This window comes from Sphingobacterium siyangense (genome assembly GCF_023277505.1).
GTDB classification, from domain to species: Bacteria; Bacteroidota; Bacteroidia; order Sphingobacteriales; family Sphingobacteriaceae; genus Sphingobacterium; species Sphingobacterium siyangense.
Genome location: NZ_CP080574.1, coordinates 555,793 through 580,565, shown reverse-complemented (window position 1 = coordinate 580,565; position 24,773 = coordinate 555,793). Strand labels below are relative to the sequence as shown.

The following is a 24,773-nucleotide window of genomic DNA, read 5'->3' as shown; positions in this document are numbered from 1 at the left end:
TGTATGCTATTACTTCTTTAATTCCAATAAAACCACATTCTCAACGTGTTGGGTATGCGGAAACATATCTACTGGCTTGATCCGCTTCACCTCATATTTTTCGCCCAACAACACCAAATCGCGTGCCTGTGTAGCAGCATTACAACTGACATATACAATACGCGGTGATTCCATTTCTAACAAACGAGCTACAACGTCAGCGTGCATTCCTGCACGTGGTGGATCTGTAATCACCACATCTGGTTTTCCGTGTTCAGCTATGAAGGAAGGGGTCAACACATCTTTCATATCTCCAGCGTAGAACTTTGTATTCGTAATATCATTGATCGACGAATTGACTTTAGCGTCCTCAATGGCAGTAGGAACATACTCTACACCAACAACTTCTCTCGCCCTCTTAGCGACAAAGTTTGCAATTGTACCCGCTCCTGTATACAAGTCATACACCAACTCATCCCCCTTTAAATCGGCAAAGTCACGTGTGATTTTATACAGCTCATACGCTTGTGCAGAGTTTGTTTGATAGAACGACTTAGGCCCAACTTTGTAACGCAATCCCTCCATCTCCTCATAGATAAAATCACGACCGGCATATACATGAATATCCTGGTCGAAGATTGTATCATTGCGTTTCTGGTTTACGATATATAACAGGGAAGCGACTTGAGGAAACTTTTCTTTCACAAATTCCATCAACAACTCAACCTGTCCTTCTTCCGGATATGCAAACACAACGATCACCATCATCTCCCCGGTTGAAGAAATGCGGATAATCAAATTACGCAATACACCTGTGTGTTCACGCAAATCGTAGAACGTCATACCTTGACTAAGAGCAAAATCACGGATACTATTACGAACTTCATTTGAAGGATCTTCTTGCAAAAAACAATGATCGATATCTAAAATCTTATCAAAACGTCCAGGCACGTGAAAACCCAGTGCATTCATTTCTAATTGGGACGAATCTTCATCAACAGAAGTCAACCATTTTTTGTTTGAAAAAGTATATTCTAATTTATTTCTGTAATATTCTGTTTGCGCAGAGCCTAAAATACTTTCTATCGCCGAAGTATCTACTTTCCCAATACGCGAAAGGGCATTATCGACAGATTGTTGCTTAAATTTTAGCTGAGCATCATAGGTCATATGCTGCCACTTACATCCGCCACACACTCCGAAATGTTCACAAAACGGATCTACACGATAAGATGAAGCCTCTTTTAAACTGGTCACCCGAGCCTCCGCAAAATTCTTTTTCTTGCGCATAAGCTCCACGTCAACAACATCACCAGGAACAGCTTTTTCTACAAACAAAACCAAATCTTCGGTTTTTCCAACACCTCTACCCTCTTCGGCAATATCAATGATGGCAATATCTTTCAAGAACTTTTTCTCTTGCGGAATTCTTCTACTCATAGGGTGCAAAAATACAAATTTATACCGATTTTTCATCTGCATAAATGATTTATAGCCATTGATTATCACTGGCATAAACGAGTACCTGACAGGTATGATAAGTTTCGAACGAATAGAATACCGGGATCAGATTCGGACATTGTTCGTACCTTGTTCGGATGCGATACAGATCGTGTACCGTTGCTGATCAGATTCCGACCAAACGCTGAACAGGAATTATCTGTTCAGGGTCTGGTCAATAATAGTTGCAAGACTGTTCATCTCCGAAGGTGGTACGAACATAATACGAAGACAACCCGACAATACCATTAACGTTGCTGAGCATCATAAAAAAGTGAACATGCAAAAAAAGATAACGTCGTGAATTAGAAAGGGATGAGCGCGTTATAATAATGTTACTGAACTGTTGCCTGAACAAGATAAGGAAGGATCTCTTTCTGAAACGAAATAAAGTTTTTTCGCACATCGGCATCTGAGACGGCCGTAAAAGCAAAAGAAAACACAATACTTTTACTGGACTTGATCAAAAAGGTCAGCTTTTCTTCGCTAATCGCTTCATTTATTTTTTCATTCTGAATGAATGTGCTTAGGAGCAGAAACTCCAAATCTTCAGAAAGCGTTTTTAAATATTCTTGTGCATTCGCAGATTCCCGGATAAACTCCCAACCGATCAATTCATTGCAAGCCGTATAAGTCAGTCGGCTTACCCGCAAAATTGTTGAAGCCAAAAACGAAGCCATATCATCTTCATATTTGGTTGTTTTCAAAATATCCTGCAGACTCGCACGAAGATAATCCATGAGAATGGCATGCAAGATCATCTCTTTACTATCAAAATACTTGTACACCGTCGCCTTCGCAATCCTAGCTTTTTTTGCCAATGTGTTTACACTGGTTTTATGGTAGCCATTTTGACGAAAGAGCTCACGTGCTGTTCTTTTTATGGATTCAATAATATAATCTGGTTCCATATACGTTAGATCGTACGAATGTTGAAAGTCATCTACAAAGCTTAAAGACCAAAAAGCATCACATTGTTCTCTTGCCTAGTTATCGTAGAGAATAATGTGATGCCACAATCTTTACAATGATTAATTTATATTAATTCAGTCTCAAATTGAGACAAGAAACGTGTGTCATTTTCTGAGAAAAGACGTAGGTCTTTAATCACATATTTAAGGTTTGTGATACGTTCTATTCCCATACCAAAAGCAAAACCTGAGTATTTTTTACTATCGATACCACAGTTATCAAGCACATTTGGATCGACCATACCGCAACCTAAAATCTCTACCCAGCCAGAGTACTTACACAAGTTACACCCCGCCCCTTTACAGATTGTACAGGAGATATCCATTTCTGCCGAAGGTTCAGTGAAAGGAAAATAGGATGGGCGGAAACGTACTTTGGTACCTTCGCCATACATCTCTTGAACAAAATGATATAAAGTTTGTTTCAAATCGGCAAAAGAAACATTCTCATCTACATATAAACCTTCTACTTGATGAAAGAAACAGTGTGCACGGGCTGATATAGCTTCATTTCTATAAACACGTCCAGGCATTATCGCACGAAACGGTGGTTTACCGGCTTCCATTAAACGCACCTGAACCGAAGAGGTATGCGTTCTCAATGTAATGTCATTACCTTCCTGTTTTTTGATAAAGAAAGTATCTTGCATATCACGCGCAGGATGTTCCGGCGGAAAATTCAACGCAGAAAAATTATGCCAGTCATCTTCAATTTCCGGTCCCTCTGACACAATAAAGCCTAATTTCTTGAAAATTTCAACAATTTCTTTACGAACTAAAGAGATTGGATGTCTAGACCCCAGCTGAAAACCTTGACCAGGCAATGTTAAATCACTCGCAAATTCCTGGGATTTTTGCTTCTCACCAGACCCGAACTTTTCTTGTGCTTCTTTGAATGTATTCTCTGCTAACTGCTTAAATTCATTCAACACTTTCCCCAAAGTACGTTTCTCTTCAGGCGTAACTGTTTTGAATTCATCAAAAAGATTTTTCACAATCCCTTTGGAAACCAAAAACTTCAATCTGAAATTTTCTACATCGGCTGAAGAAGTTGGCGCAAATGCCTTAATCTCTTCAGTATACTGCGTAATTCTATCTTGCAACATAATTAGAGCAAACATAGCCAAAATTTCCGCTAAAAAGAAATTTTGAACTTCGACTGAGCATCATAAAAGAACACATAACAGAAACAGCGTCCTCGCTTAGGAGAAGGCAATCAGAATTTCCCCCCAAAACACGAATAAAACAAAAGAGCAGGCTTAGTTGCCTGCTCTTTTGTTTTTCGATGATTTTACTATATTTACTATACATGTAAAGTTTTTACATAATCTCAAATTCTTCAGCTTAAAATGGTAATGGGTTATCCTCCTGATCATTCTCCGTAAAATCGACCTCCACTTCCTTATCTTCGACTTTTTGCGCCTGCGTGTTTGCTGTATTACCAGCACTTGCACCTGCATTCGGCTCAAAATCCGATTTACGGCCTAAAAGCGTAAAGGTTTCAGCGACAACCTCGGTAGCATATCGTCTAATACCTTCCTTATCCTCATAAGTACGAGTCCGCAGTCGACCTTCAATATAAACTAACTTCCCCTTTGTTAGATATTTTACAGCCACGTCAGCAAGACCTCGCCACATAACAATATTGTGCCATTCGGTTTGTTCTACTCTTTTTCCGTCTTTGTTATACGTTTCTGATGTTGCCAATGGAAAACTGGCAACAGAGACATTGCCTTCTAAATAGCGAATTTCGGGATCTTTTCCAAGATGTCCCACTAAAATGACTTTGTTAACTCCTGACATAATTTAAAAGCATAAATGGTTAAAAATTTGATCTTTCCAAAAAGGTAAAGATCAACTTGTGTTTAGCTAATTTATCTAAATCTTTTAGAAATACATAATCCCAATTGGATTTTTTTTGAATTAGATCGCCTTTTAACCGCACCTCAAAAAATGTCGCATAAATATTTTGATGACTCAAGATATGTTTTGTCTGCTGCTGTAAAACATGTAGTTCTGCATCGGAACCGAAACAGGAAATAAACCACTCATCGCTAACAACATCCGGAATTGACAAGCTGTAATTAGACTCCAAAAGTGGAAACTCATATAGATTCTGCCAAACGTCACCTTCACCGCGTTTAGACATCAGTATCCGATCGTTGTCCTTCAAGATAAAATAATTAAAGTATCTATTTTTGCTTGCCTTGGCTTTAAGCTTTACGGGCAATTGATCTACCTGGCCTTTAGATAACGCATAACAGGAAGGACGAAACATACAGAATTCACATAAAGGCAGCTTGGGCTTACAATGGGTAGCACCAAAATCCATAATCGCCTGATTATACAATGCCGGGTGTTTATGATCAAGATTTTCTTTGGCTATAGCTGTAAAAATCTTCTTTCCTTCCGTAGAATTGATAGGTGTTTCTATGCCATAGTATCGCGCTAGTACACGAAACACATTTCCATCCAATACTGCCTGGGCTTCATCGTTCGCAAAAGAGGATATCGCCGCAGCAGTATACTCTCCTATTCCAGGAAGCGTTATTAATGTTTGATAATCTACCGGAAAAACACCCTGATACCGATCGCGAACTATTCGCGCGGCCTTATGCATATTCCGTCCTCTAGAATAGTAACCCAGACCTTGCCAAAGATGGAGAATATCATCTTCTTCTGCATTCGCAAATTCCACAACATTCTTAAATCGCTCGACAAAACGTACATAATAGGGCAAGCCTTGTTCGACACGAGTCTGTTGCAGAATAATTTCAGAAAGCCATATTTTGTAGGCATCTTTTGTTTCTCGCCATGGTAGATCTCGCTTATGCTGTCGATACCATGCTTGCAATTCCTCGCCAAATTTCATAGCGACAAAAATGCGCAATTTTTCGCTAATACCAGCATTCCATCATTCGAGGATAGGTCTACGAATGTAGGTAATCTGTTCATCAGGTTCTAAAATCGTATTTTCCAATGTGATAAAGCCTTTATATTTTTCTTTTAGCGCCTGATAGAGACGTCCATCATAAGAAACAGCAAATCGCCCATCTGCTTTGAGATAAACCGGCAAATGTCGATTGCCCACGTCGAAGCAGAACTCGCCCACAACAGATAGATTCTGACTATCCAACAATACACAAAGACAAGGTAAAATGTTGACCTGGATGAATAAATCACCACAATGATAAATACACTGTCCTGAACGCAGTGCGCTGCCATCATCACGCTGTATGCGCACCAGATTACCCTTTCTTGTTTTCCGCTGGATAACGCGCTTATTTACTTCATAATAGGAAAGATCCAAAATATCTGAATCGCGGCCCAGCTTCAATTTGTCAAAATCAGGGATAACATCAATCCATATCTCGTCATGCTGGCTCCCCTTATGCATAGTTAGTTCCTTCCACCACTACAGCATCCACCAACTCCCGCTTACCTTTTCGAAGAGGTTTTCTGTGTTCAATGACGGTAATTTCCCCCGCCTTCGATTTCTCATCTTCCGTTATCGCTTCAACGACTGTATCTTCCTTCCTTTCAGAAAGCTTATGTTGTGTAAAATCCCAACACAATTGCCCCAACATATGTAAAAAGTCGTAAAGCAACTCTCCATCAGTACCCAAAGCACGTAGGATAACCACATCTTTTGAAGCCTGCGTAAAGCCATAAGAGATATCATTGTATTCAACAGTTAAGATTTCATCCAATTCATATTTTAATTCTTGCGCAAAAAGAGCCGAGAACACAAAAGTTGCCTGATGGGTATATCCCTCAAAAAATAACATCTTCTGTATCGGTTGACTTTTGGGGCGCAAAAGCTGATTGTCAATAAAGGATAGTTTACCTTGTCTAAAAATCTTGGTTTGCGTATGGAGACTATCAAACTCAAATGCTTCTTTCATGTGAATTCTTCCAACACTAATAATGTCACCCCACATCAAAACTGCATCGTCAGCCAAGTGAATATGATTGCTTGCCTTAAAAATAGAATCCTTAAACGGCGTTACCGGATGTGGAATGTAATGAAACAAGCCACCGGCACCCACATGCACGTCCGTATGTTGTCTTGCGCCGGTTTTCATAGGATGAAGCTTATTGAAGGACTGTGTAAAAAGTTTCAATTGTGCATCTTTTTTCACATGAACATCAATGTGCAAATAATCCGTATCCATAATACCAGGCGATGCACTCATGATGATCATTTCCAAATGATTGGTCAATCCTGCCGCGCCATAATGCGTTAGTTTATAAGGTGCATTATGATAACTCTCCTTCAATCTACTTCTGCCGTCCTCTTTGGCAACATTTAATACGATTTTGCTATCCATATACGATAAATTTTAACCTACGGGCTCCAACAAAGCATACTTTTTGATCCATGATTTCACATCTTCTAAACCTTCTAAAGTCATTAAGTTTGTAAAAATAAATGGTCTTTCACCGCGCATGCGGATTGTATCCTGGCGCATAACTTCCAAGTCGGCATTTACATAAGGGGCAAGGTCTATTTTATTGATCAACAACAAATCCGAGCGCGTAATACCTGGCCCACCCTTACGTGGCATTTTCTCGCCTTCAGCAACATCGAGAACAAATATGGTCAAATCGGCTAGATCCGGACTAAAAGTCGCCGTCAGGTTATCACCTCCACTTTCAACAAAAATCAGTTCCACATCCGCAAAACGATTCGCTAATTCTTCTACAGCTTCAATATTCATCGAAGCATCTTCACGGATTGCCGTATGCGGACAGCCTCCAGTTTCAACACCAATAATACGTTCAGCGGGCAGGGCCGAATTCTGTTGTAGATACATAGCGTCCTCACGCGTATAAATATCATTTGTTACAACACAGATACTATAATCTGCCGACATCGAACGTGTCAACCGTTCAATAAGTGCCGTCTTGCCAGAGCCTACAGGACCAGCAACACCAATTTTCACGTAATTTCTCTTAGACATCTTTTATTTCAGTTATTTTTACGAAATGTAAATTCTCGTGTATAATTTTTCATGTTGCATGCATCGAATATCCTGAGCGATACAACAATTTCCGACCAGATCATCATCCAGTTCGGGCTGTAATCCGACCAATTTATTAATCAAGGGCTGTAGTTTAAACAAAATCTGCTGTGCATCCATTTGGCTAATTGGAACCAGTTTGGCACAATTCGTCATAATACCATTCAAAGAATTATAATAAAAAGCACTCAGTGCGTCTGCATAACTAATTTCCTGCGCATGGGCAAACATGGCAAATGCCATCGCATAGTGACCATGCAGTTCTTGCGCATTTATCGCCTTTAGATAAGCCGAACAACGCTTGACCGGTTTTAACTTTTCTGTCAATTTTAAAAACCGTATTCCCAATTTCTTACTGGCATCCCGAATCTCATAAGGAGCTTTGAAAGCGGTTATCAATGCATCCAGTTCAGCGATCTTTTTCCTGGTTGCCCTTGATTCACATAATTGCCAAGCTTTATGAAAAAAAGCGGCATCGTTGTAATAGAAACTATGCTCCAATAAAGTTTGGGCATATTCTTTTGCAGTTTTAGCATCATGTACAATATCTTTATTGATATAAGTTTCCAAGCCATAGGAATGTGTGAAGCCTCCAATCGGAAATACAGAGTCGTTAATCTGCATTAATGTCAACAATGGATTCATATGTAATCGTTATTAATTAAGTATTAGAGCCCATTGGCCAAGGTAATTTTGTGCTGGACTACGGCATACTGATGTATGCGTAACGTATGGGTTCTTTCAATCACCCGTAGTTCTTTCGTCGGTGTAAAACCCGCCCTTTCTAAGGTTTCCCAAAGGGGATTTTCATAGGCTGCAATAATTTCATGTGCAGCGTTGATGAAAACAGGGATATGTTTGTTGCCAATTTCGAGACATATCCGAGCCATATCCAAGCGGTTTTTAGGACGTACGACAAGGCAAGGACAGGGTAATATTCGAACAACAATGCGCAGTTCCTTTGTTTCGAACAAAATATCACCGTCAAACAAGGATTCCGTTCCTAAATTTTTAAAGCCTATTTCTCGGCCTTCAACAGTGAACCCTCGGATAATACGTCTTTCCGTATCAAACCATTCGAGTTCCAAAAAATCAAGTTCAACACTGTTCTGATCTGTGCTATCGGCCCAAATATTCCCCTTAATGTCTCTTGCTAACAACATAAATAACCAATTAGAATAAGAAGTACCGTTGGGCCATTGGAAGTTCCTTCAATGGTTCACAGGTCGCCAACACACCATCGACTGTTACTTCATAGGTTTCTGGATTAACGACGATATTTGGTGTTGCATGATTATGGACCATATCTTTTTTCATCACCGTACGACATCCCTCCACAGGCAGACATTTACGCGACAAATTCAATTTTTGAATATTTCCGTTCTCCAAAGAAATTTTCGAAACGAAATTGAAGCATAGTTTTGAAACCGCTTTACCATAATTCCCAAACATTGGCCTATAAATGATTGGTTGTGGTGTCGGAATTGACGCATTGGCATCCCCCATTTTAGCGCCCAAAATCATACCGCCTTTGATGATCAACTCGGGTTTTACACCAAATAATTCTGGTTTCCAAAGGATCAAATCTGCATACTTTCCTTTTTCAATCGAACCAATATATTGGTCAATACCATGTGCTTTAGCAGGGTTGATTGTAAATTTAGACACGTAACGTTTGACACGGAAGTTATCATTTTCTTTGCCTTGATCTTCAGCTAAAGGGCCGCGTTGGATTTTCATCTTATGGGCCGTTTGGAATGTACGGGAAATGACCTCTCCGACACGCCCCATCGCTTGGCTATCCGAACTCATAATTGAAAATACGCCCATGTCTTGCAAAATATCCTCGGCAGCGATTGTCTGTGGACGGATACGTGAATCAGCAAATGCCACATCTTCTTTCACATTTTTATCCAAGTGATGGCAGACCATCAGCATGTCCAAGTGTTCTTCAGCAGTATTTACCGTAAAAGGTTTTGTTGGATTGGTAGATGCAGGGAGGATATTGGGATACATGGCGATCTTAATAATATCCGGAGCGTGTCCACCTCCGGCTCCTTCCGTGTGAAAAGTATGGATTACACGACCATCTATCGCAGCAACAGTATCTTCCAAGAAACCGGCCTCATTCAGTGTGTCGGTATGGATCGCAACTTGTACATCGTATTTATCAGCAACTTTCAATGCCGCATCAATTGTTGCCGGAGTCGCTCCCCAATCTTCATGGATTTTCACGCCCAGTGCACCAGCTTCAATTTGTTCTTCGATAGGTTTAGTGGTCGACACGTTACCTTTTCCGAAAAAACCAACATTGATAGGAAGGTTTTCAAAAGCTTCAAACATACGCTCGATATACCACTTTCCTGAGGTCACTGTCGTTGCCAGTGTTCCATCTGCTGGTCCCGCACCGCCACCAATAAAAGTAGTTACACCAGAATATAGCGCTGTTTCAATCTGTTGCGGCGAGATAAAGTGAATATGCGTATCAATACCGCCTGCAGTTAGGATATAGCCCGCTCCCCCATGCACTTCCGTAGAAGCACCGATGATCATGCCCTCGGTTACACCATCCTGTACATCTGGGTTTCCAGCTTTACCAATACCTACAATTTTACCATCCTTAATACCGATATCGCCTTTTACAATACCCCAGTGGTCAATGATAATGACATTAGTGATGCAAAAATCCAACACCCCCTCATCACGCAAGGCACGAGCCGATTGCCCCATACCATCGCGAATAGTTTTACCGCCACCAAATTTGTTCTCTTCTCCATAAACATTGAAATCTTTTTCAATTTCAATAAAAAGCTCTGTATCTGCCAGACGAACCTTATCTCCAGTGGTCGGTCCAAAAAGAGCCGCATATTTGTCTCTCGGGATATAAAGTTCCCCATCAACATATTTTACAGATGATTTATCTAAACCTAGTTTATCTAAACCAAGCGCATGTAGACCAACAGTAGTACCCAAAGTAGTGAGCCCTACAACTTTAATCCATTCGCGTCTATTCCATCCTCCCATATTTATTTAGATTGTCTGAATTTCAATTTTTTCATTTTATCAATGGCTTTGGTCTTCACCGATTGATCTGTATACTTCCCATTTGTCAATCCATTAAAACCGTGGATTTCCTTACTTCCGCCAAATTCAACCAGAACAACTGATTTTTGTTCCCCTGGTTCAAAACGAACAGCGGTACTGGCTGGAATATTCAAGCGCATCCCAAACGCTTTCTCCCTGTCGAAGGAAAGCAACTTGTTCGCTTCAAAGAAATGATAGTGTGAACCTACCTGAATCGGTCGATCACCTTCATTTTTCACAACAATGCTTGTGGTTCTGTGCCCAACATTAGCTTTGATTTCCTCTTTTTTTAAAATGTATTCTCCTGGAATCATATCATTCAATATTTATTAACGAATAGGATCATGGACAGTCACCAATTTAGTTCCGTCCGGAAAAGTAACTTCGATCTGTACATCATGGATCATCTCGGGGACTCCTTCCATGACTTGGCTCCTTTTCAATAAGGTAGTACCATAAGACATTAAGTCCGCCACAGACCTTCCGTCCCTAGCCTCCTCCATAATCTGGGCACTGATGTAAGCGATACACTCTGGATAATTTAATTTTACCCCGCGTTTCAATCGCTTAGCCGCCAATTCGCCGGCCAAATGCAACAACAGCTTTTCTGTTTCTCTCGGTGTTAAACGCATAAAAAAATAATTATTTGTTAATTTGTTAAAGGAATTATTATAAAACTGGAATGGTAAAATATGCCCCAAAGGCTAAGCGGTTGTACTGACTCTCGGCCATATCCATATAGCCCTTATAGTTTACGGTGTTACCAACGTAACCTAAATAAAACCGAAGATCCTGGTTGTGAAACGGCTTATGTTGCAAAGCCGCAAAATAGGTCCAGTTTTGGCGAAAATTCTTACCGAGTTGGTTATCATCTCTCGATCCCGCGATCTCATACCCACCTTTCAAAGCCACCTCCCATTTTTTACTCAAAAATTGATCATAGCGCAATATGGCAGAGCTGTAGTTCACATCTTTGGCCAATACACGGTTCTCGCCAGTTCTACCATAAAATTCGTTGATCGCCGAAGATGCAATCATCGCATGATCGACAGCAAGATAAGAGTACTGTAAATCAAGATATAGCATCTGTTTTGCTGTTTTGAATTTATTCGCTAATGAAACGGCATGATTAGTATGTCCCTTTGCAAACTGAGCGATGTTGTAAGACCATTTCGTATTAAAACGCTTATCCATAAATGCACCCACCCAAGTGAAATAGGCGCCCATTGGTACACTAGAGCGTTCCAAATCACCTACAGCAAAACCATTTTTTGCATGAAGCTCCATAAAACTATCATTGGTCGTGTTGTAAACTTGGGCATGTAACGAATGATTCGGGTTGACTTCATAAGATAACATTCCACCGACAACAAAGAGATTCAGTATACGGTCGACATAGTCTGTGAACTTATATTCGTAAATTGGGTTATTTTCAAATTCATAACTCCCGACCATCGCACTTTGCTTACCGGCCGTAACGGACCATTTGAGATCCTTTCCAAACTTGTACTTGATCAATGCCATGTCCAATGCACGCGAGCCATTATCCTGACTCGTTGGAGCAAATGACCTATTCAAGCGAAAACGCACTTTATACGACAGTCTATCATTGTATTCCCCGCTCATCAAAATACGGGCATCATCAAGGTTTGCTTTTGCTTGAGACTCCCCCTCCCCATTGTCCGTTTGCAGACCTGCTCTTAACAGGACATCCAATTGAAATGATTTTGCTCGCGCGGGTTCTTTCAGTAACAAGCTGCTTCTTTGCGCCTGAACAGAGTCCGTTTGGATCTGCTCCTGCGCATGCAATGATGCTATACTAATCCCCAGTGTTGTAAAAAGTGAAAGTGTTTTTTTCATCCTTATATTTTGTTCCTTTATGGTAACGAAGCAATCCCGCGGTTTCAAAACATAATCCGATTCGAAACAACAAGATAGATCCATGAGTTATACTTATCTCTGGTACAAGTATATCACAGCCACCTAAAAATGGAATAAGGATGAGATTAAAATGAAATTAGAAAGGAGTTTTTGGGATTGTAACAACGACCAGAGTGCCTTGACCTTCCGTTGAATTGAGGAACAATTCAGCACCATGAAGGTCAAAGATATTTTTGGCTAAAACAAGCCCCAAACCATTGCCATAGATATCACCGACATTAGAAGCGCGGTAAAAAGAGGTAAAAATATGTGGCTGGTCTTTTTTAGGAATACCTATCCCTTGGTCAAACACTTTTATCGTAATATTTTTGCTATCGCTACTTATGGCTACGCCAACCTGCAGTCCATTGCCGTATTTAAATGCATTTGAAATAATATTGCTAAAGGCAATAAAAAACAGATCCGGGTTAGCCAAAACCGTAAGCTCATCACTATCTTCTGGAATTTCTGTTAGATCAAAAGAAAGCTTGAGGTCCTTATGAATACTTTTTTCCGCTTTATAAATTTCATAGAGTAATTCGTCAATTCGAATAATTTCTTTATTGTCCACTTCCCCCTTGAAGCCCATGCGAGATAGTTGCAAAAGATTGTTGATAATCAACTCCATTTTATCCGCATATTTCGCGATCGTCTCCAGTGAATAATAAGCTTCATGCTCTTTAGACAGGAGCTGTTGTGCCAATTCGGCTTCTCCCCCGATAATTGTAAGCGGGGTCTTTAGCGAATGAGAGGCATTTCCGATAAAACTCTGTTGCGACTGAACCGAAATATCCAATCGGCTAAGCATTGAATTTAAGTTCGCAATCAAAACACCCAATTCATCTTTGCTATTGCTAAATTTACTAAACAGGCGATGGTCTAAATGTGCGATATCAACTTTGTCTAAATCATTGTTGATATCCTTAATGGGTTTCAATAATCGGTCAGCAAAATAAAAAGACATCAGTACGATTAAAAAAATCGCCAAAATCCCACCTGTGATCAGGGTACGATCCAATTGACGCTGCTCATCATGACCGTAATCATCAATCCCTTCCGATACAACAATCAAATTTTCCTGGTGAAGATGATCCTGAAAGAATACCGCTACAAAGGCAGTCTTACCATGCATGTATCTTCCCTTTCCATGACGAATTACATCGGCATAGAATGTTTGTGGCATGGGCAGCTCAGGCCTCAATTGAATTCGATCACTTCCCTTAACTACACGAATGAGATGGTCTGTTCCTTCAGATAATTGTTTCAGGTATTTACGTTTTACCTGAATATAGAGTGCCCTGTTTTCATCCTTCTGATGAACGATATGATCTCCGACAATCACGGCGTTCTCTTCTAACCGATGAAAAAATTTGGTCTGTAGACTGTCGTACGTAAAATAAGACACATAAATGGCAAAAACAACAAGCAGCAGGGTGCTGATGATAGAAAATAGGAGAACTATTTTGGTCCTAATTTTCATGACGGATTACATAGCCCATACCGATCACTGTATGGATAAGTTTACGTGAAAATTGTTTATCGATCTTTTTCCGCAAGTAGTTTACATACACATCAACAACATTAGTACTTAAGTCAACATCCATACCCCATACTTCTTCCAGGATATCGATCCGGCTCAATACCTTATTTCGGTTGAGCATTAAAAATTCAAGTAAACGAAATTCAGTAGCCGTGAGAATAATAGGAGAATTGGCACGTTGAACCGACTTACTGTCTCTATCCAATTGAAGATCGTCAAATACCAATATATTTTTCTGCTCGGTAACTGTTTTGGATTTGCGGCTGTAGCGACTGATTCGAGCCTTTAATTCCTCTAAACGGAACGGCTTCGTCAAGTAATCATCCGCATCCCTGTCAAAGGCCTCAACAATGTCCTCTGTTTGATTTAAAGCTGTTAAGATAATAATTGGGACTTCGTTGTTAGACATCCGAATGTTTTTACAGACATCTAAGCCATTCATACCAGGCAACATCACATCCAATAGGATCAAGTCATAACGGTTCAATCCCGCCATTTTTAGACCAGTATAACCATCCATAGCAATACTAATATGATAGCCTTCTTCTTTTAAGCCTCTTTCGATCAATGATATGACGGATGGTTCATCCTCTATTAGTAATAGTTCCACAGGTATCTTTTTTAAACAGTAAAAAATTCGAGGTTTGTAAAATACAAAATTAACATTTCACCTTTTTCCAAAAAGCTACATTCCTTAATTATTTTCGCTTTTTCTTGACGATTATATGATAATAACCTATAAAACAAGTAAAAAACACATACACTCCCGCAAGACCGCTATCTTAACCGCCGCCCTTACAACCATTTATTTCACTTGGCATAAAAATAGTCCACAACGCAAGATCTTTACTCAAAAAATAAGACGCTAGCACCTGAACCCTAAGTACAGACCAAAAATCGGTTTTAAACAACCAAATACAATAATATCTATTTTTGAAAGAATTTCCACAAACAACGAAAGATTATTTCAAAAATCAATCGAATTTCAATATTTTTGCAGCTTAAAATCACACAATGAAACAATTTATCCTTTGTTTACAGCTGGCGTTTTTTCTCCTTATCGGACAAGGACACGCCCAGCAAAAGCTATATAAAATTTCATATCAATTTGCTGATCCTGAAACGGGAACCGATACTGCATCTTCAGAATTCATCAAAATATTGGCTGGAAATAATGAAGCATTAATGCAGGCCTTCATCACCAAAGACCAGATGCGAATTGAAAGTTTATTATTCGGAAAATCGATACAGATCAGCAATATCCACGAAGGCAGCTCTTTTCTACTGGATGAAATAAATAAAACCTATACTGCAACAGAGCTGGCCACCGGCAAACTCATTGAGACTGCCGTAAACGAGGGTGATAATTATGCCTATTCGGGAGATTTTGAGATCAGCTTAGTTCCCGATCAAAAGAAGATAATTGCAGGAATCACCTGCGAAAAAGCAACATTCAATCTAACAGGTAGCCAAGATCCACAAACGGAAATTACCGTTTGGTATGCACCAAAATTGCCAAAGTTATACTGGGGCACTTACGATTATCTCGAAAAAGTGCCCGGGGCAGCGCTCTATATCGGATCGGCCGGGCTCGGAATTCAAGCGACCAATGTGGAAGAAATAACATTCGACAAATCACTCTTTGAAATTCCAGCGGATTATGAAGAAGGTGAACCTATTGAGGAAGCTATAGATTCCACGCTAAACGATCAGCTATCTTGGTATCAAGATTCCAATACAGCATATTTTGGTGTACAGGACAGCTTAGGAAACAAATTAACACCAGCAAAGTATACGGCAATATATAGCTATGTAGGAGACTATGCCATCGTAAATGATGCAGCACAAATGTTTGGCTTAATAGACATACACGGCAAAGAAGTTATTCCATGTCAATATGAATCGCTCAGTTTAGAAACCGAAGGCGGTCCAGTAGTTTATATGAGAGATCTTAAGTATGGACTGTTGGATACAAACGGTAAAATATTGCTGCAGCCCAAATATGACTTTATTTCAGTTCCTAGCCCAGAATATGCACTTTTTACGGAAGGAGAACATACGGGTATCATGGATCAAAAAGGCGCTGTTTTACTTCCTGCCAAATATGAAACCATTTCGGATTATCGCGATAATCTCGCGTTAATTCTAGTCAACCAATCTTACCAGCTTATTAATAAAACGGGGCATAATCAACTTAAAACGGATTATGAGTTTCTATCTTTTGCGGGTGAAAGACTTCTACTGGCATTTAATGACAATAAATATGGGTACATTGATTACACAGGAAAAGTCGTTGTTCCATTTAAATTACAAAATGCCCAAGCTTTTGAAAACGGGCTGGCGCTTGTAACGGAGGATCTAGAGAATTTTTACTATATTGACGCAAAAGGGAAGTTTATCAAGAAATATGAAGAGTAATCCACAGACGTTCCACTTGTCGACATTGCATCGTGGAAAATACATGTTAATCTTGCTGATTTCAATCTTTTTGATCGGAATGGGAATGTCTAAAGTTCCCATACAGGAAATTCTCAAGATTATTATTGCTCTTTTAATGATTCCTTTAGCACTGTATCTGGCCATAAAGTCTTCGACTTTGTCATCGACTTGGGTCTTGGATGAAAATACACTTCAGATAAGCAACGCTAAAAAAACAATCGTTTTCCCTTTGAATAATATTTCTCATATCAGGAATCTCAAACGTTCCGGCGGCAACCTGATCATTATCAACCAAAACAAAGGGCCAGCCTTCCGTACCTGGCGCAACAAATTATTTCAAAAGGAAGATGATCTTCCCCTGCTAACGGAAGCCCTAAAGGACGCCGACATCGAATATTACGACCTATAAATTCTTTCTTCCTTCGGTAACATTTGTTACAGGCTTTTGCAAAGGCAGTATGTACCTTTGTAACATCACTTAAGAACAATGTTATGCTATTGGAATACATCAAACAACCATGGCCCTGGTATATTTCAGGACCTTTAATTGCACTGGTCATGTACCTGCTGCTCAAACAGGGAAAGGATTTTGGCATGTCCAATAATCTGCGCACCATGTGTACTGTATTGGGGGCCGGAAAAACTTCCTCTTTTTTCAGATTTGATTGGAAGACCCAGTCATGGAATTTATTGATGGTACTCGGGACAGCTATTGGCGGTTTTATTGCACATCATTTTCTGAGCGACGGCACTGCAAGCCAGATTAATTCCAAAAGTGTTGCCGACTTAAAAGAGCTGGGTATTATCGACCATCTACAAGGCTACCTTCCTGAATCCATTTTCATTTTCGACGGATCTTTGTTTCAGTTTCTACTTTTAAGTATTGGCGGTCTATTGATTGGGTTTGGAACCCGCTATGCTGGTGGATGTTCATCTGGCCATGCTATTTCTGGACTTAGCAATTTTCAGCTTCCTTCTTTGATCGCCGTTATAGGTTTCTTCCTAGGTGGGATCATCATGGTTCATTTTTTATTCCCGCTAATTTTCGCATAAATGAAAGCACTAAAATTTATTTTCATCGGTATATTGTTTGGAATCATCTTATACAAATCAGAAGCCGCATCATGGTATAGAATCTACGAAATGTTTCAATTTCGTTCCTTTCATATGTATGGGATTATCGGTACAGCACTGACCACAGCAATTATAATCGTACAAATCATCAAGAGAAAGCAAATCAAAGATAGTAACGGGATGCAAATAGCATTCCATGATAAAGACAAAAGTATTACACGATACCTGCTCGGGGGAACAATCTTTGGCTTAGGCTGGGCATTGACAGGCGCTTGTCCGGGACCAATGTTTGCCCTAATCGGTGCTGGTTATTGGACTATAGGGATCGTCTTGCTTTTCGCTTTGTTGGGTACTTGGCTTTATGGTGTCTTGCGCAATAAGTTGCCGCATTAGTTTTAACAAACTACTTTATACCGATACGCGCAATCTGACGCCTGTACCACGGGTTAAAATTTTAGAAAGAGAAAATGGAATTAATATTTATAGCTGGTTTTATATTAGCTGTTCTGGTCGGCCTGTCAATGGGTTTGATGGGTAGTGGCGGAAGCATTCTAACATTGCCAATATTTGTTTATATTTTTCATATAGAACCTCAATATGCATTGGACTATTCGTTGTTTTCTATAGGAATATTAGCCTTGGTCGGATCAATTTCTCCGTTGAAAAAAAGAGAAATTGACCTGAAAACTACGGCCATTTTTCTCTTTCCATCGCTAATTTCGGTCTATTTGACCAAGCGTTATCTCCTTGTAGCCATACCAGAGTCATTCCACCTGGGCGAAATAGCAATCTCCAGAAACCATATCATCATGCTGCTTTTCTCGATTGTGATTTTGATTTCTGCGACAGCAATGGTACGAAGACGTAAACAGGTTCAGCACGATCGATTCAGGGGTGGAATTGGCCAGATTTTCAACGTTGTCCTCGTCGGATTGCTCGTCGGTATCATGACCGGCCTGGTGGGGGCAGGAGGAGGCTTTATCATTGTGCCGGCCCTCGTATTACTCTTAGGAATTCCACTTAAGCAGGCCATTGCAACTTCGTTGTTTATCATCGGTTTAAACGCCTCATTCGGTTTGATCGCGAATTATCAGTTCCTGGAACATATGAATTGGTTTATATTGGTTACCTTTACGTTAATCACTTTAATAGGCCTCCAAATTGGTTCCAAATGGAAAGACAAATTAGATGCGGCAAAATTGAAAGGTATTTTTGGGTACTTTTTAATTAGTATCGGCATACTAATCTTTGCTTTCGAATTCATTCAATTTGTAAATTATTAAAATCACACGTTATGTTTTTTCAACACATTTTTGAGTCATCTTTAGCACATTCGAGTTATATCATTGGTTGTCAAGCCAAGGGTGTAGCGCTAGTCATTGACCCTAAAAGAGATGTAGACAGCTATCTTGAGATTGCACAAAAGAATAATCTGACCATAACCCATATTGCGGAAACGCATATACATGCCGACTACCTTTCAGGTACGCTAGAATTAGCCGCATTGACAGGCGCCCAACCTTATCTTTCCGATGAAGGTGGAGAAGATTGGCAATATGAATTTCCACATATTGGATTAAAACATGGAGATCAATTTCAAGTTGGAAATCTGATTTTCCAAGTTATCCATACCCCTGGACATACGCCCGAGAGTATCAGTTTTATATTGATTGATACGCCTGCAACCATGGAGCCAGTCATGATATTTACAGGTGATTTTGTATTTGTTGGAGATATCGGACGCCCAGATCTGTTAGAAAATGCGGCGGGAATGATCGGAACCAAGGAAATTGGAGCCCACCAAATGTACCGATCGTTGCAACATTTCTTGGCTCTACCTGATCATATTCAAGTATGGCCCGCACATGGGGCCGGATCCGCGTGTGGAAAGGCCCTAGGCGCCGTTCCGAGTTCAACAGTTGGTTATGAAAAAATACGAAACTGGGCGCTTCAATACCAAAAGAACGAAACAGCCTTCGTGGAAGAGCTATTATCAGGACAGCCTGAACCGCCACGCTATTTTGCCATGATGAAAAAACTCAACAAAATAGCACGGCCTTTGCAAACAGCAGTTCCTCAGTATAACAAGTTAACGAACGAAGCTTTTCTGAGTTTATACCACAAAGGAACAACTGTCATTGATACACGCCATAAGTTTGAGTTTGCCAAAGGATATCTCCCCAATAGCATCAATATTCAGAATAACAAAACGTTTAATACCTGGGCTGGTTGGATACTTAATTACACGGATCCTTTTATACTCATTGTAGAGGAAAGCCAATTGGACGACATTGCCCGCAAGCTTATGCGCATTGGATTGGATCATGTCGCTGGATATATTACGTCTGATACGATTCCTCATTTGGGGATTCCATTGGAGCATCAGCAACTCATCGGTTTCGAAGAGATGAATAGTGTATTGGGCAAATCCGACATCCAAATACTTGATGTGCGTAATGCCGCTGAGTTTTCAGAGGGCCATTTACCGCATGCGACTCATATCTTTGTTGGTACAATTGCAGACAATCTTAACCAAATTGATCGAAGTAAACAGCTGTACCTGCATTGTCAGTCTGGAGACCGCGCAACCATAGCGGCATCCATATTGGCGAAAAACGGTATTAAGGACGTCAAAATTTATAGTCCTTCCATCAATGAATGGAAATTAAAGGGTGGAACATTGGTACAATAACATGTAAAAAAGATCCCGGGATATTTATCCTGGGATCTTTTTTTAAAGAACCAAGCTATACGATCGAACTTTAGCTGCCATTACATACAATAAAGAGCAATTCAACTCGTCAGTATGCGTTTATAGACTATTTCTATTGATCCGCAGAAATTCGATAACCTCGTCCTTCTTCTCTTCCAACTTGCCTTTCTTTTCCGTAAATTGGTGATTATAGATGGTCAGGTACTGATGGTCGTCCGTTTCAGATTCATATACTTCGGCAGTGGCAAAAGAGAAATGCTCTTCTTCATCCGAAAGATGGTCATACACATAGGCAAAATCATGATTACCCAAGGAGCTTACTACAGCATCTTTATCCGCCACGAATTTTAACCTTCCGGGTAATGTCCGTTTATTCATCCATGTTTCGTCTTTTTCAGAAAAAGGATAAATAGTAATACCCCGGAATGCCATAATAATTGGGGTAATCAGAATAATACCCATTTCAATGGCCCACACGGCCCACAACATACCGCCCGAAACCGGACTCTTTTTCAAGGTAAAAGTGCCGACTTCATTTAAACCCTGCATCGCTTCCCAAATAAATGAAGGGTGTAAGAAAAATGCCTTGAATCCCTCTAGATTAAAAGACGATTTTACCCAGGTATCTCCGCCCATTGTCCCCTCCGCATTGTACATCAGCGACACAAAAAGAGCCCACTGGGCATAAAAACCTAAAATTGCAATCAGCAAAGTAATCAATATTGCAATGCCCCTATTTCTTAATTTCCATTGTTTGAAACAGAAGTTAAGAACATAGAATATTCCAGCACCAAATCCCAATGTAATAAATACATTAAAATAAATAATAGGAATAAACCACTGCAAAGCGATGTAAACAATTGCCAGGACAACGGCACCCACTGTACCTAGCACAAGAGAGCCAATTAATGCCAAAGCAGGAGCCTTTCCCGAGGGCTTATAATATAGATTTTCCATAAAAACAGTAAAATTGATTTTTAACTTAACAGATAAATCCCCTAACCAAAACCAAGCCAATTCTCCAAAGACCAGTCAATTTTCGTCAAGATTTGATGACATTAACTTCGTTACATTCGTTTAAGTGCCATTTATTGAGACAATTTTGTAAGTTTGGGGCATGAAAATCAAAATAATATCCTTTTTTACACTTGCATGTGTATTAAATATTTGGGGGGCAGTAGCGAAGGCCCAAAGAAAAGGATTCTGGCAACAGAAAGTTGACTACAACATGGATGTCAACGTGGATGAAAAAGCATATCAGTACGATGGAAAAATGACCTTGAAGTACAGCAATAATTCAGGGCAGTCACTAAAAAAGGTATATTTCCATTTATATTTTAATGCGTTTCAACCAGGATCGATGATGGATTACCGCTTAAAAAACATCAGTGATCCCGACAAGCGAATGGTCACTAACTTGGGTACAAAAGAAAAACCGATATATCAAAGCCGTATCGGAGAGCTGAAAGCCGATCAAACTGGTTATCAGAAAATTAAAACCCTAACAGTCAATGGTGCCAACACAACATTTAAAATTGATGGAACTATTTTGGAGGTAACTTTACCAGTTGCAATCCAAGATGGCGAAACAGCGCGTTTTGATATGGAATGGACCGCACAAGTTCCGGAACAAATCAGAAGAACTGGTCGAAATTCAGCCGAAGGTGTAGCACTATCTATGGCGCAATGGTATCCGAAGATGGCTCAATTCGATGAATTCGGCTGGCATTTGGATGAATATACGGGCCGTGAATTTATTGCCCCTTTTGGCAACTTTGACGTTACCATACACCTCAATAAAAATTATGTCGTTGGTGCCTCAGGTGTTCTCCAAAATCCATCAGATGTTAAAGGCTATCAACCAAAAGCAAAAGTAAAAGCCGTCGACAATAAAGCAACCTGGCACTATAAGGCCCAAAATATCCACGATTTTGTATGGGCTGCAGACCCCAAGTTTGTCGTGGATTCCGCCTCAAGTAAAAATGGCATAAGAGTGTATACCGTGTTCTTGCCAACAGACAAAGAAGTGATCTCGAATTGGAAAACAGCAATAGGCCTTTCTACCGAATTCTTTGACTTCTGTAGTGCGAAGTTTGGTAAATATCCATGGCCAACTTATACCATCATTCAAGGTGGAGATGGCGGAATGGAATATGGTACAGCTACGCTTATCACTGGTGGTCGCAATTTAAAGAGCCTTGTCGGTGTAATATTCCATGAATCGGCGCACTCTTGGTACCAACAATTGTTTGGGATCAACGAAACCGTAGATGAATGGTTTGATGAAGGCTTCACATCCTATGTCGAAGAGTTGGCTATGCAGCATATCTTTGAAAAAAGAGGTGCCATAGCATCTAACCCGCAAATTGCAGCCTACCGTGGATATTATAAATTGGCCCTTTCAGGTAAAGAAGAACCGATGAGTTTACTGGCAGATTATTATAACACCAACTATGGCTACAGCAACGAAGCATACAACAAAGGTGCCGTGCTTGCAGAACAGTTGGGTTATATTATTGGTCAGGAAAATTTAGAAAAAACCTTCTTGAAATTCTATGATATCTGGAAGTTTAAACATCCGACACCAAATGATTTCAAACGCGTGGCTGAAGATGTTTCCGGTATCAACTTAAAATGGTATTTCAACCTGTTTATCAATACGACACGTCAAATCGATTACGCCATTGAAAAAGTAACAGATACAGAAATCCTATTGGCCAATAAGTCCAATTTTGCCATGCCACTGGATGTTCTGGTAGAATACACCGATGGAAGCAAAGAATTATTTTATATCCCTTTGCGTGAAATGCGTGGAGAAAAACCGGAAGAGCATTTTGACATTTACAAAGGTGTTAAAAGAACCGTGCTTGAGGATTGGTTCTGGACCAAACCCGACTATACTATCCATGTGTCGAAAACACCAAAAACGGTAACAATTGATCCTTCATTGCGATTAGCGGATGTAGAATCGGCAAACAACAGTTTTAGTAAGTAACTACATATACTTCCCATTATCCGAATAGATGGGAAAATCAAGGCAGCTTCCAAACCCAATATATACGACGCGGTGTGGAAGCTGTTTTTTTAATTCCATGGATTAGATACCCTTAAGCGGAATAACCATATTCCATGTACGTTCAAATTGATAGGGCTCTGAACCATCTCCCGTAGCAGCAAACAAATGAGTAGGCTTCCCATTTTCAAATAGTAAAAATGGTCGTTCAAAATTGGCCTGATGACTCGTCGTGCAATCATCCCATTGAATTGTTTTAGAATAAGCTTTTACAGACTTCGAAAGATGCCAATCTATGCCATCCTTCGAATAAGCATGTATCCCGCCCCCCTCTTCACCGCAGATCTTTCCGTAACGGTCCTTCATAATAAGTTCAAACTGCTGACCGTTATACCAGACAAATGGATCTTCTACATCGTTTTCATGATTTTGGTCTGTATGAAATGAAAAAATGGGCTTGTCCGATAAACGGCGATAAGGTCCGAGGAAAGAATCCGCTTGCGCGGCTCCCAATAAAAGTGGTGGATTATAATTTACTGGGGAAGATTTATAAACTAAATAAACCTTTCCGTTCGGTAAGACAACTGGCGAAGGATTTGATGTAATGGAGGCATCCCATTCCCCTTTTCGGGGATTCAAAATCGGTTGATTAACTCTTTTCCATGGCCCTGCAATTGACTTGGAATAGGCCATCCCAATACGTTTATGCATCCAGGCTTTCTGACCTAAGCCCGACTCCCATACATTTTCTGTAAAAGAGGGATTTGGTTCATCATAATTATTGCCAAAGTAATAAAGCACATAATAGTCACCATTTTTTACAATTCGAGGATTGTGTGTCGTACAGCCATCAAAATATTGCTTCCCCCGAGCAGGCAGTACAACTTCAACAAATTCGTATGGCCCTTCAGCGGTATCTGAAATAGCCCTGACGACTTCGGAATTTGTCACCCAATTACCAAACCCATATTGTTTGCTCCAACGCGAAGCAAACATATGATATCGTCCATCTTCTCCTTTTATGACCGATGGATCCCAAATCCAATAATCTTTCATCGCAAATCCTCCCCCTTTTGGCGCCGGTAATAACTTATCTATAAAGGAGTCTTCAAGACTGTCCCCCAAAGCATATCCATGGTTTGAAAACAGGAAGAAGCCAGAAACACCAGCTACATTTTTCAGAAAGTCTCGACGAGAGGTTGTCATACGTTTTACATTTATTAGAAGAAAATAATTCGTTTTTTAATCTATTTGATAGGCTCCCATGAAATAATTTACACACGACTCGTACCGATAGCTTTTTTATTTTTAGAAGGAGACTTTTGAATTCACTCCTCCTTCATCTGACATTAGGTGGTATATTGGTGCTTTCTACTAACAAATATTGACAACAAGATAAAGAATAACTAGCTTGTTGTCAATCTTCTTTTAGATAATTCTTTCATCCTATAACACTTTCTTTTTAAATCACTTCGTGTGCGGGCGGAAGAGTCCGACGAATATTTCTAGATACATC

General features: G+C 40.0%; 25 protein-coding genes. 7 read left to right on the top strand and 18 right to left on the bottom strand.

What is annotated here, in order from left to right:
• Positions 1–9: 9 nt before the first annotated feature.
• The 16 genes from rlmD to K2F45_RS02220 all read right to left on the bottom strand — a co-directional run bounded on the left by rlmD (position 10) and on the right by K2F45_RS02220 (position 14,628).
• Complete coding sequence (gene rlmD, locus K2F45_RS02295; RefSeq protein ID WP_075994610.1) at positions 10–1,419, bottom strand: 23S rRNA (uracil(1939)-C(5))-methyltransferase RlmD; 1,410 nt, start codon at positions 1,417–1,419, stop codon at positions 10–12.
• Between the two features lie 395 nt (positions 1,420–1,814).
• Complete coding sequence (locus K2F45_RS02290; RefSeq protein WP_075990813.1) at positions 1,815–2,390, bottom strand: TetR/AcrR family transcriptional regulator; 576 nt, start codon at positions 2,388–2,390, stop codon at positions 1,815–1,817.
• A gap of 125 nt (positions 2,391–2,515) precedes the next feature.
• Positions 2,516–3,556, bottom strand: coding sequence for a phenylalanine--tRNA ligase subunit alpha (pheS, locus tag K2F45_RS02285; protein ID WP_075990812.1), 1,041 nt, complete (start codon positions 3,554–3,556; stop codon positions 2,516–2,518).
• Between the two features lie 238 nt (positions 3,557–3,794).
• Positions 3,795–4,253 carry a single-stranded DNA-binding protein gene (locus tag K2F45_RS02280; protein ID WP_075990811.1) on the bottom strand — a complete coding sequence of 153 codons (459 nt, stop codon included), beginning with the start codon at positions 4,251–4,253 and terminating at the stop codon, positions 3,795–3,797.
• A gap of 19 nt (positions 4,254–4,272) precedes the next feature.
• On the bottom strand, positions 4,273–5,322 hold the full coding sequence (mutY, locus tag K2F45_RS02275; protein WP_075990810.1) for an A/G-specific adenine glycosylase: 1,050 nt from the start codon (positions 5,320–5,322) through the stop codon (positions 4,273–4,275).
• 42 nt (positions 5,323–5,364) lie between these two features.
• The gene (locus K2F45_RS02270; protein ID WP_083663468.1) at positions 5,365–5,847 is read right to left on the bottom strand and encodes an urease accessory protein UreE; all 483 of its coding nucleotides are present in this window, start codon (positions 5,845–5,847) and stop codon (positions 5,365–5,367) included.
• Positions 5,840–6,781, bottom strand: a complete 942-nt coding sequence (locus tag K2F45_RS02265; RefSeq protein ID WP_075990809.1) for an urease accessory protein UreD — start codon at positions 6,779–6,781, stop codon at positions 5,840–5,842. Before K2F45_RS02265 ends, K2F45_RS02270 begins: the two co-directional genes overlap by 8 nt.
• Positions 6,782–6,793: 12 nt before the next feature.
• Positions 6,794–7,414 carry an urease accessory protein UreG gene (gene ureG, locus K2F45_RS02260; RefSeq protein WP_075990808.1) on the bottom strand — a complete coding sequence of 207 codons (621 nt, stop codon included), beginning with the start codon at positions 7,412–7,414 and terminating at the stop codon, positions 6,794–6,796.
• Between the two features lie 18 nt (positions 7,415–7,432).
• On the bottom strand, positions 7,433–8,119 hold the full coding sequence (locus tag K2F45_RS02255) for an urease accessory protein UreF (RefSeq protein WP_075990807.1): 687 nt from the start codon (positions 8,117–8,119) through the stop codon (positions 7,433–7,435).
• A 23-nt stretch (positions 8,120–8,142) separates the two neighbouring features.
• A complete protein-coding gene (locus K2F45_RS02250) occupies positions 8,143–8,637 on the bottom strand; it encodes an urease accessory protein UreE (protein WP_075990806.1) in 495 nt (164 codons plus the stop codon).
• Positions 8,638–8,647: 10 nt separating this feature from the next.
• Entirely contained in the window at positions 8,648–10,498 is a 1,851-nt protein-coding gene (gene ureC / locus K2F45_RS02245) for an urease subunit alpha (protein ID WP_075990805.1), read from the bottom strand.
• A gap of 2 nt (positions 10,499–10,500) precedes the next feature.
• Positions 10,501–10,872, bottom strand: coding sequence for an urease subunit beta (gene ureB, locus K2F45_RS02240; protein WP_075990804.1), 372 nt, complete (start codon positions 10,870–10,872; stop codon positions 10,501–10,503).
• Positions 10,873–10,887: 15 nt separating this feature from the next.
• Positions 10,888–11,190, bottom strand: a complete 303-nt coding sequence (gene ureA / locus K2F45_RS02235; protein WP_046674789.1) for an urease subunit gamma — start codon at positions 11,188–11,190, stop codon at positions 10,888–10,890.
• Positions 11,191–11,227: 37 nt separating this feature from the next.
• Positions 11,228–12,418, bottom strand: coding sequence for a porin (locus K2F45_RS02230; protein WP_083663467.1), 1,191 nt, complete (start codon positions 12,416–12,418; stop codon positions 11,228–11,230).
• A gap of 157 nt (positions 12,419–12,575) precedes the next feature.
• Positions 12,576–13,958 (bottom strand): sensor histidine kinase, encoded by a 1,383-nt coding sequence (locus K2F45_RS02225; RefSeq protein WP_075990803.1) that lies wholly within the window; start codon positions 13,956–13,958, stop codon positions 12,576–12,578.
• A complete protein-coding gene (locus K2F45_RS02220; protein ID WP_075990802.1) occupies positions 13,948–14,628 on the bottom strand; it encodes a response regulator transcription factor in 681 nt (226 codons plus the stop codon). The genes K2F45_RS02225 and K2F45_RS02220 overlap by 11 nt, the downstream gene beginning before the upstream one ends.
• 404 nt (positions 14,629–15,032) lie before the next feature.
• Here K2F45_RS02220 and K2F45_RS02215 point away from each other — a divergent pair, with 404 nt between their 5' ends.
• The 6 genes from K2F45_RS02215 to K2F45_RS02190 all read left to right on the top strand — a co-directional run bounded on the left by K2F45_RS02215 (position 15,033) and on the right by K2F45_RS02190 (position 20,223).
• Entirely contained in the window at positions 15,033–16,436 is a 1,404-nt protein-coding gene (locus tag K2F45_RS02215; protein WP_075990801.1) for a WG repeat-containing protein, read from the top strand.
• Positions 16,426–16,866: a hypothetical protein gene (locus K2F45_RS02210; protein ID WP_083663466.1), complete on the top strand. Its 441-nt coding sequence runs from the start codon at positions 16,426–16,428 to the stop codon at positions 16,864–16,866. Before K2F45_RS02215 ends, K2F45_RS02210 begins: the two co-directional genes overlap by 11 nt.
• Before the next feature lie 83 nt (positions 16,867–16,949).
• Positions 16,950–17,510 (top strand): YeeE/YedE family protein, encoded by a 561-nt coding sequence (locus tag K2F45_RS02205; RefSeq protein WP_237241944.1) that lies wholly within the window; start codon positions 16,950–16,952, stop codon positions 17,508–17,510.
• Positions 17,511–17,924, top strand: coding sequence for a DUF6691 family protein (locus K2F45_RS02200; protein WP_075990800.1), 414 nt, complete (start codon positions 17,511–17,513; stop codon positions 17,922–17,924).
• 74 nt (positions 17,925–17,998) lie between these two features.
• A complete protein-coding gene (locus K2F45_RS02195) occupies positions 17,999–18,814 on the top strand; it encodes a sulfite exporter TauE/SafE family protein (protein ID WP_075990799.1) in 816 nt (271 codons plus the stop codon).
• A gap of 11 nt (positions 18,815–18,825) precedes the next feature.
• Positions 18,826–20,223 carry an MBL fold metallo-hydrolase gene (locus tag K2F45_RS02190; RefSeq protein WP_075990798.1) on the top strand — a complete coding sequence of 466 codons (1,398 nt, stop codon included), beginning with the start codon at positions 18,826–18,828 and terminating at the stop codon, positions 20,221–20,223.
• Between the two features lie 120 nt (positions 20,224–20,343).
• Here the strand turns inward: K2F45_RS02190 and K2F45_RS02185 are convergent, their stop codons facing one another.
• Positions 20,344–21,201 (bottom strand): hypothetical protein, encoded by an 858-nt coding sequence (locus tag K2F45_RS02185; protein WP_075990797.1) that lies wholly within the window; start codon positions 21,199–21,201, stop codon positions 20,344–20,346.
• Between the two features lie 160 nt (positions 21,202–21,361).
• Here K2F45_RS02185 and K2F45_RS02180 point away from each other — a divergent pair, with 160 nt between their 5' ends.
• On the top strand, positions 21,362–23,239 hold the full coding sequence (locus K2F45_RS02180; RefSeq protein ID WP_248932976.1) for a M1 family metallopeptidase: 1,878 nt from the start codon (positions 21,362–21,364) through the stop codon (positions 23,237–23,239).
• Positions 23,240–23,341: 102 nt separating this feature from the next.
• On the opposite strand, the gene K2F45_RS02175 is transcribed toward K2F45_RS02180, so the two are convergent.
• Entirely contained in the window at positions 23,342–24,463 is a 1,122-nt protein-coding gene (locus K2F45_RS02175; RefSeq protein ID WP_248932975.1) for a glycoside hydrolase family protein, read from the bottom strand.
• Between the last annotated feature and the right edge of the window lie 310 nt (positions 24,464–24,773).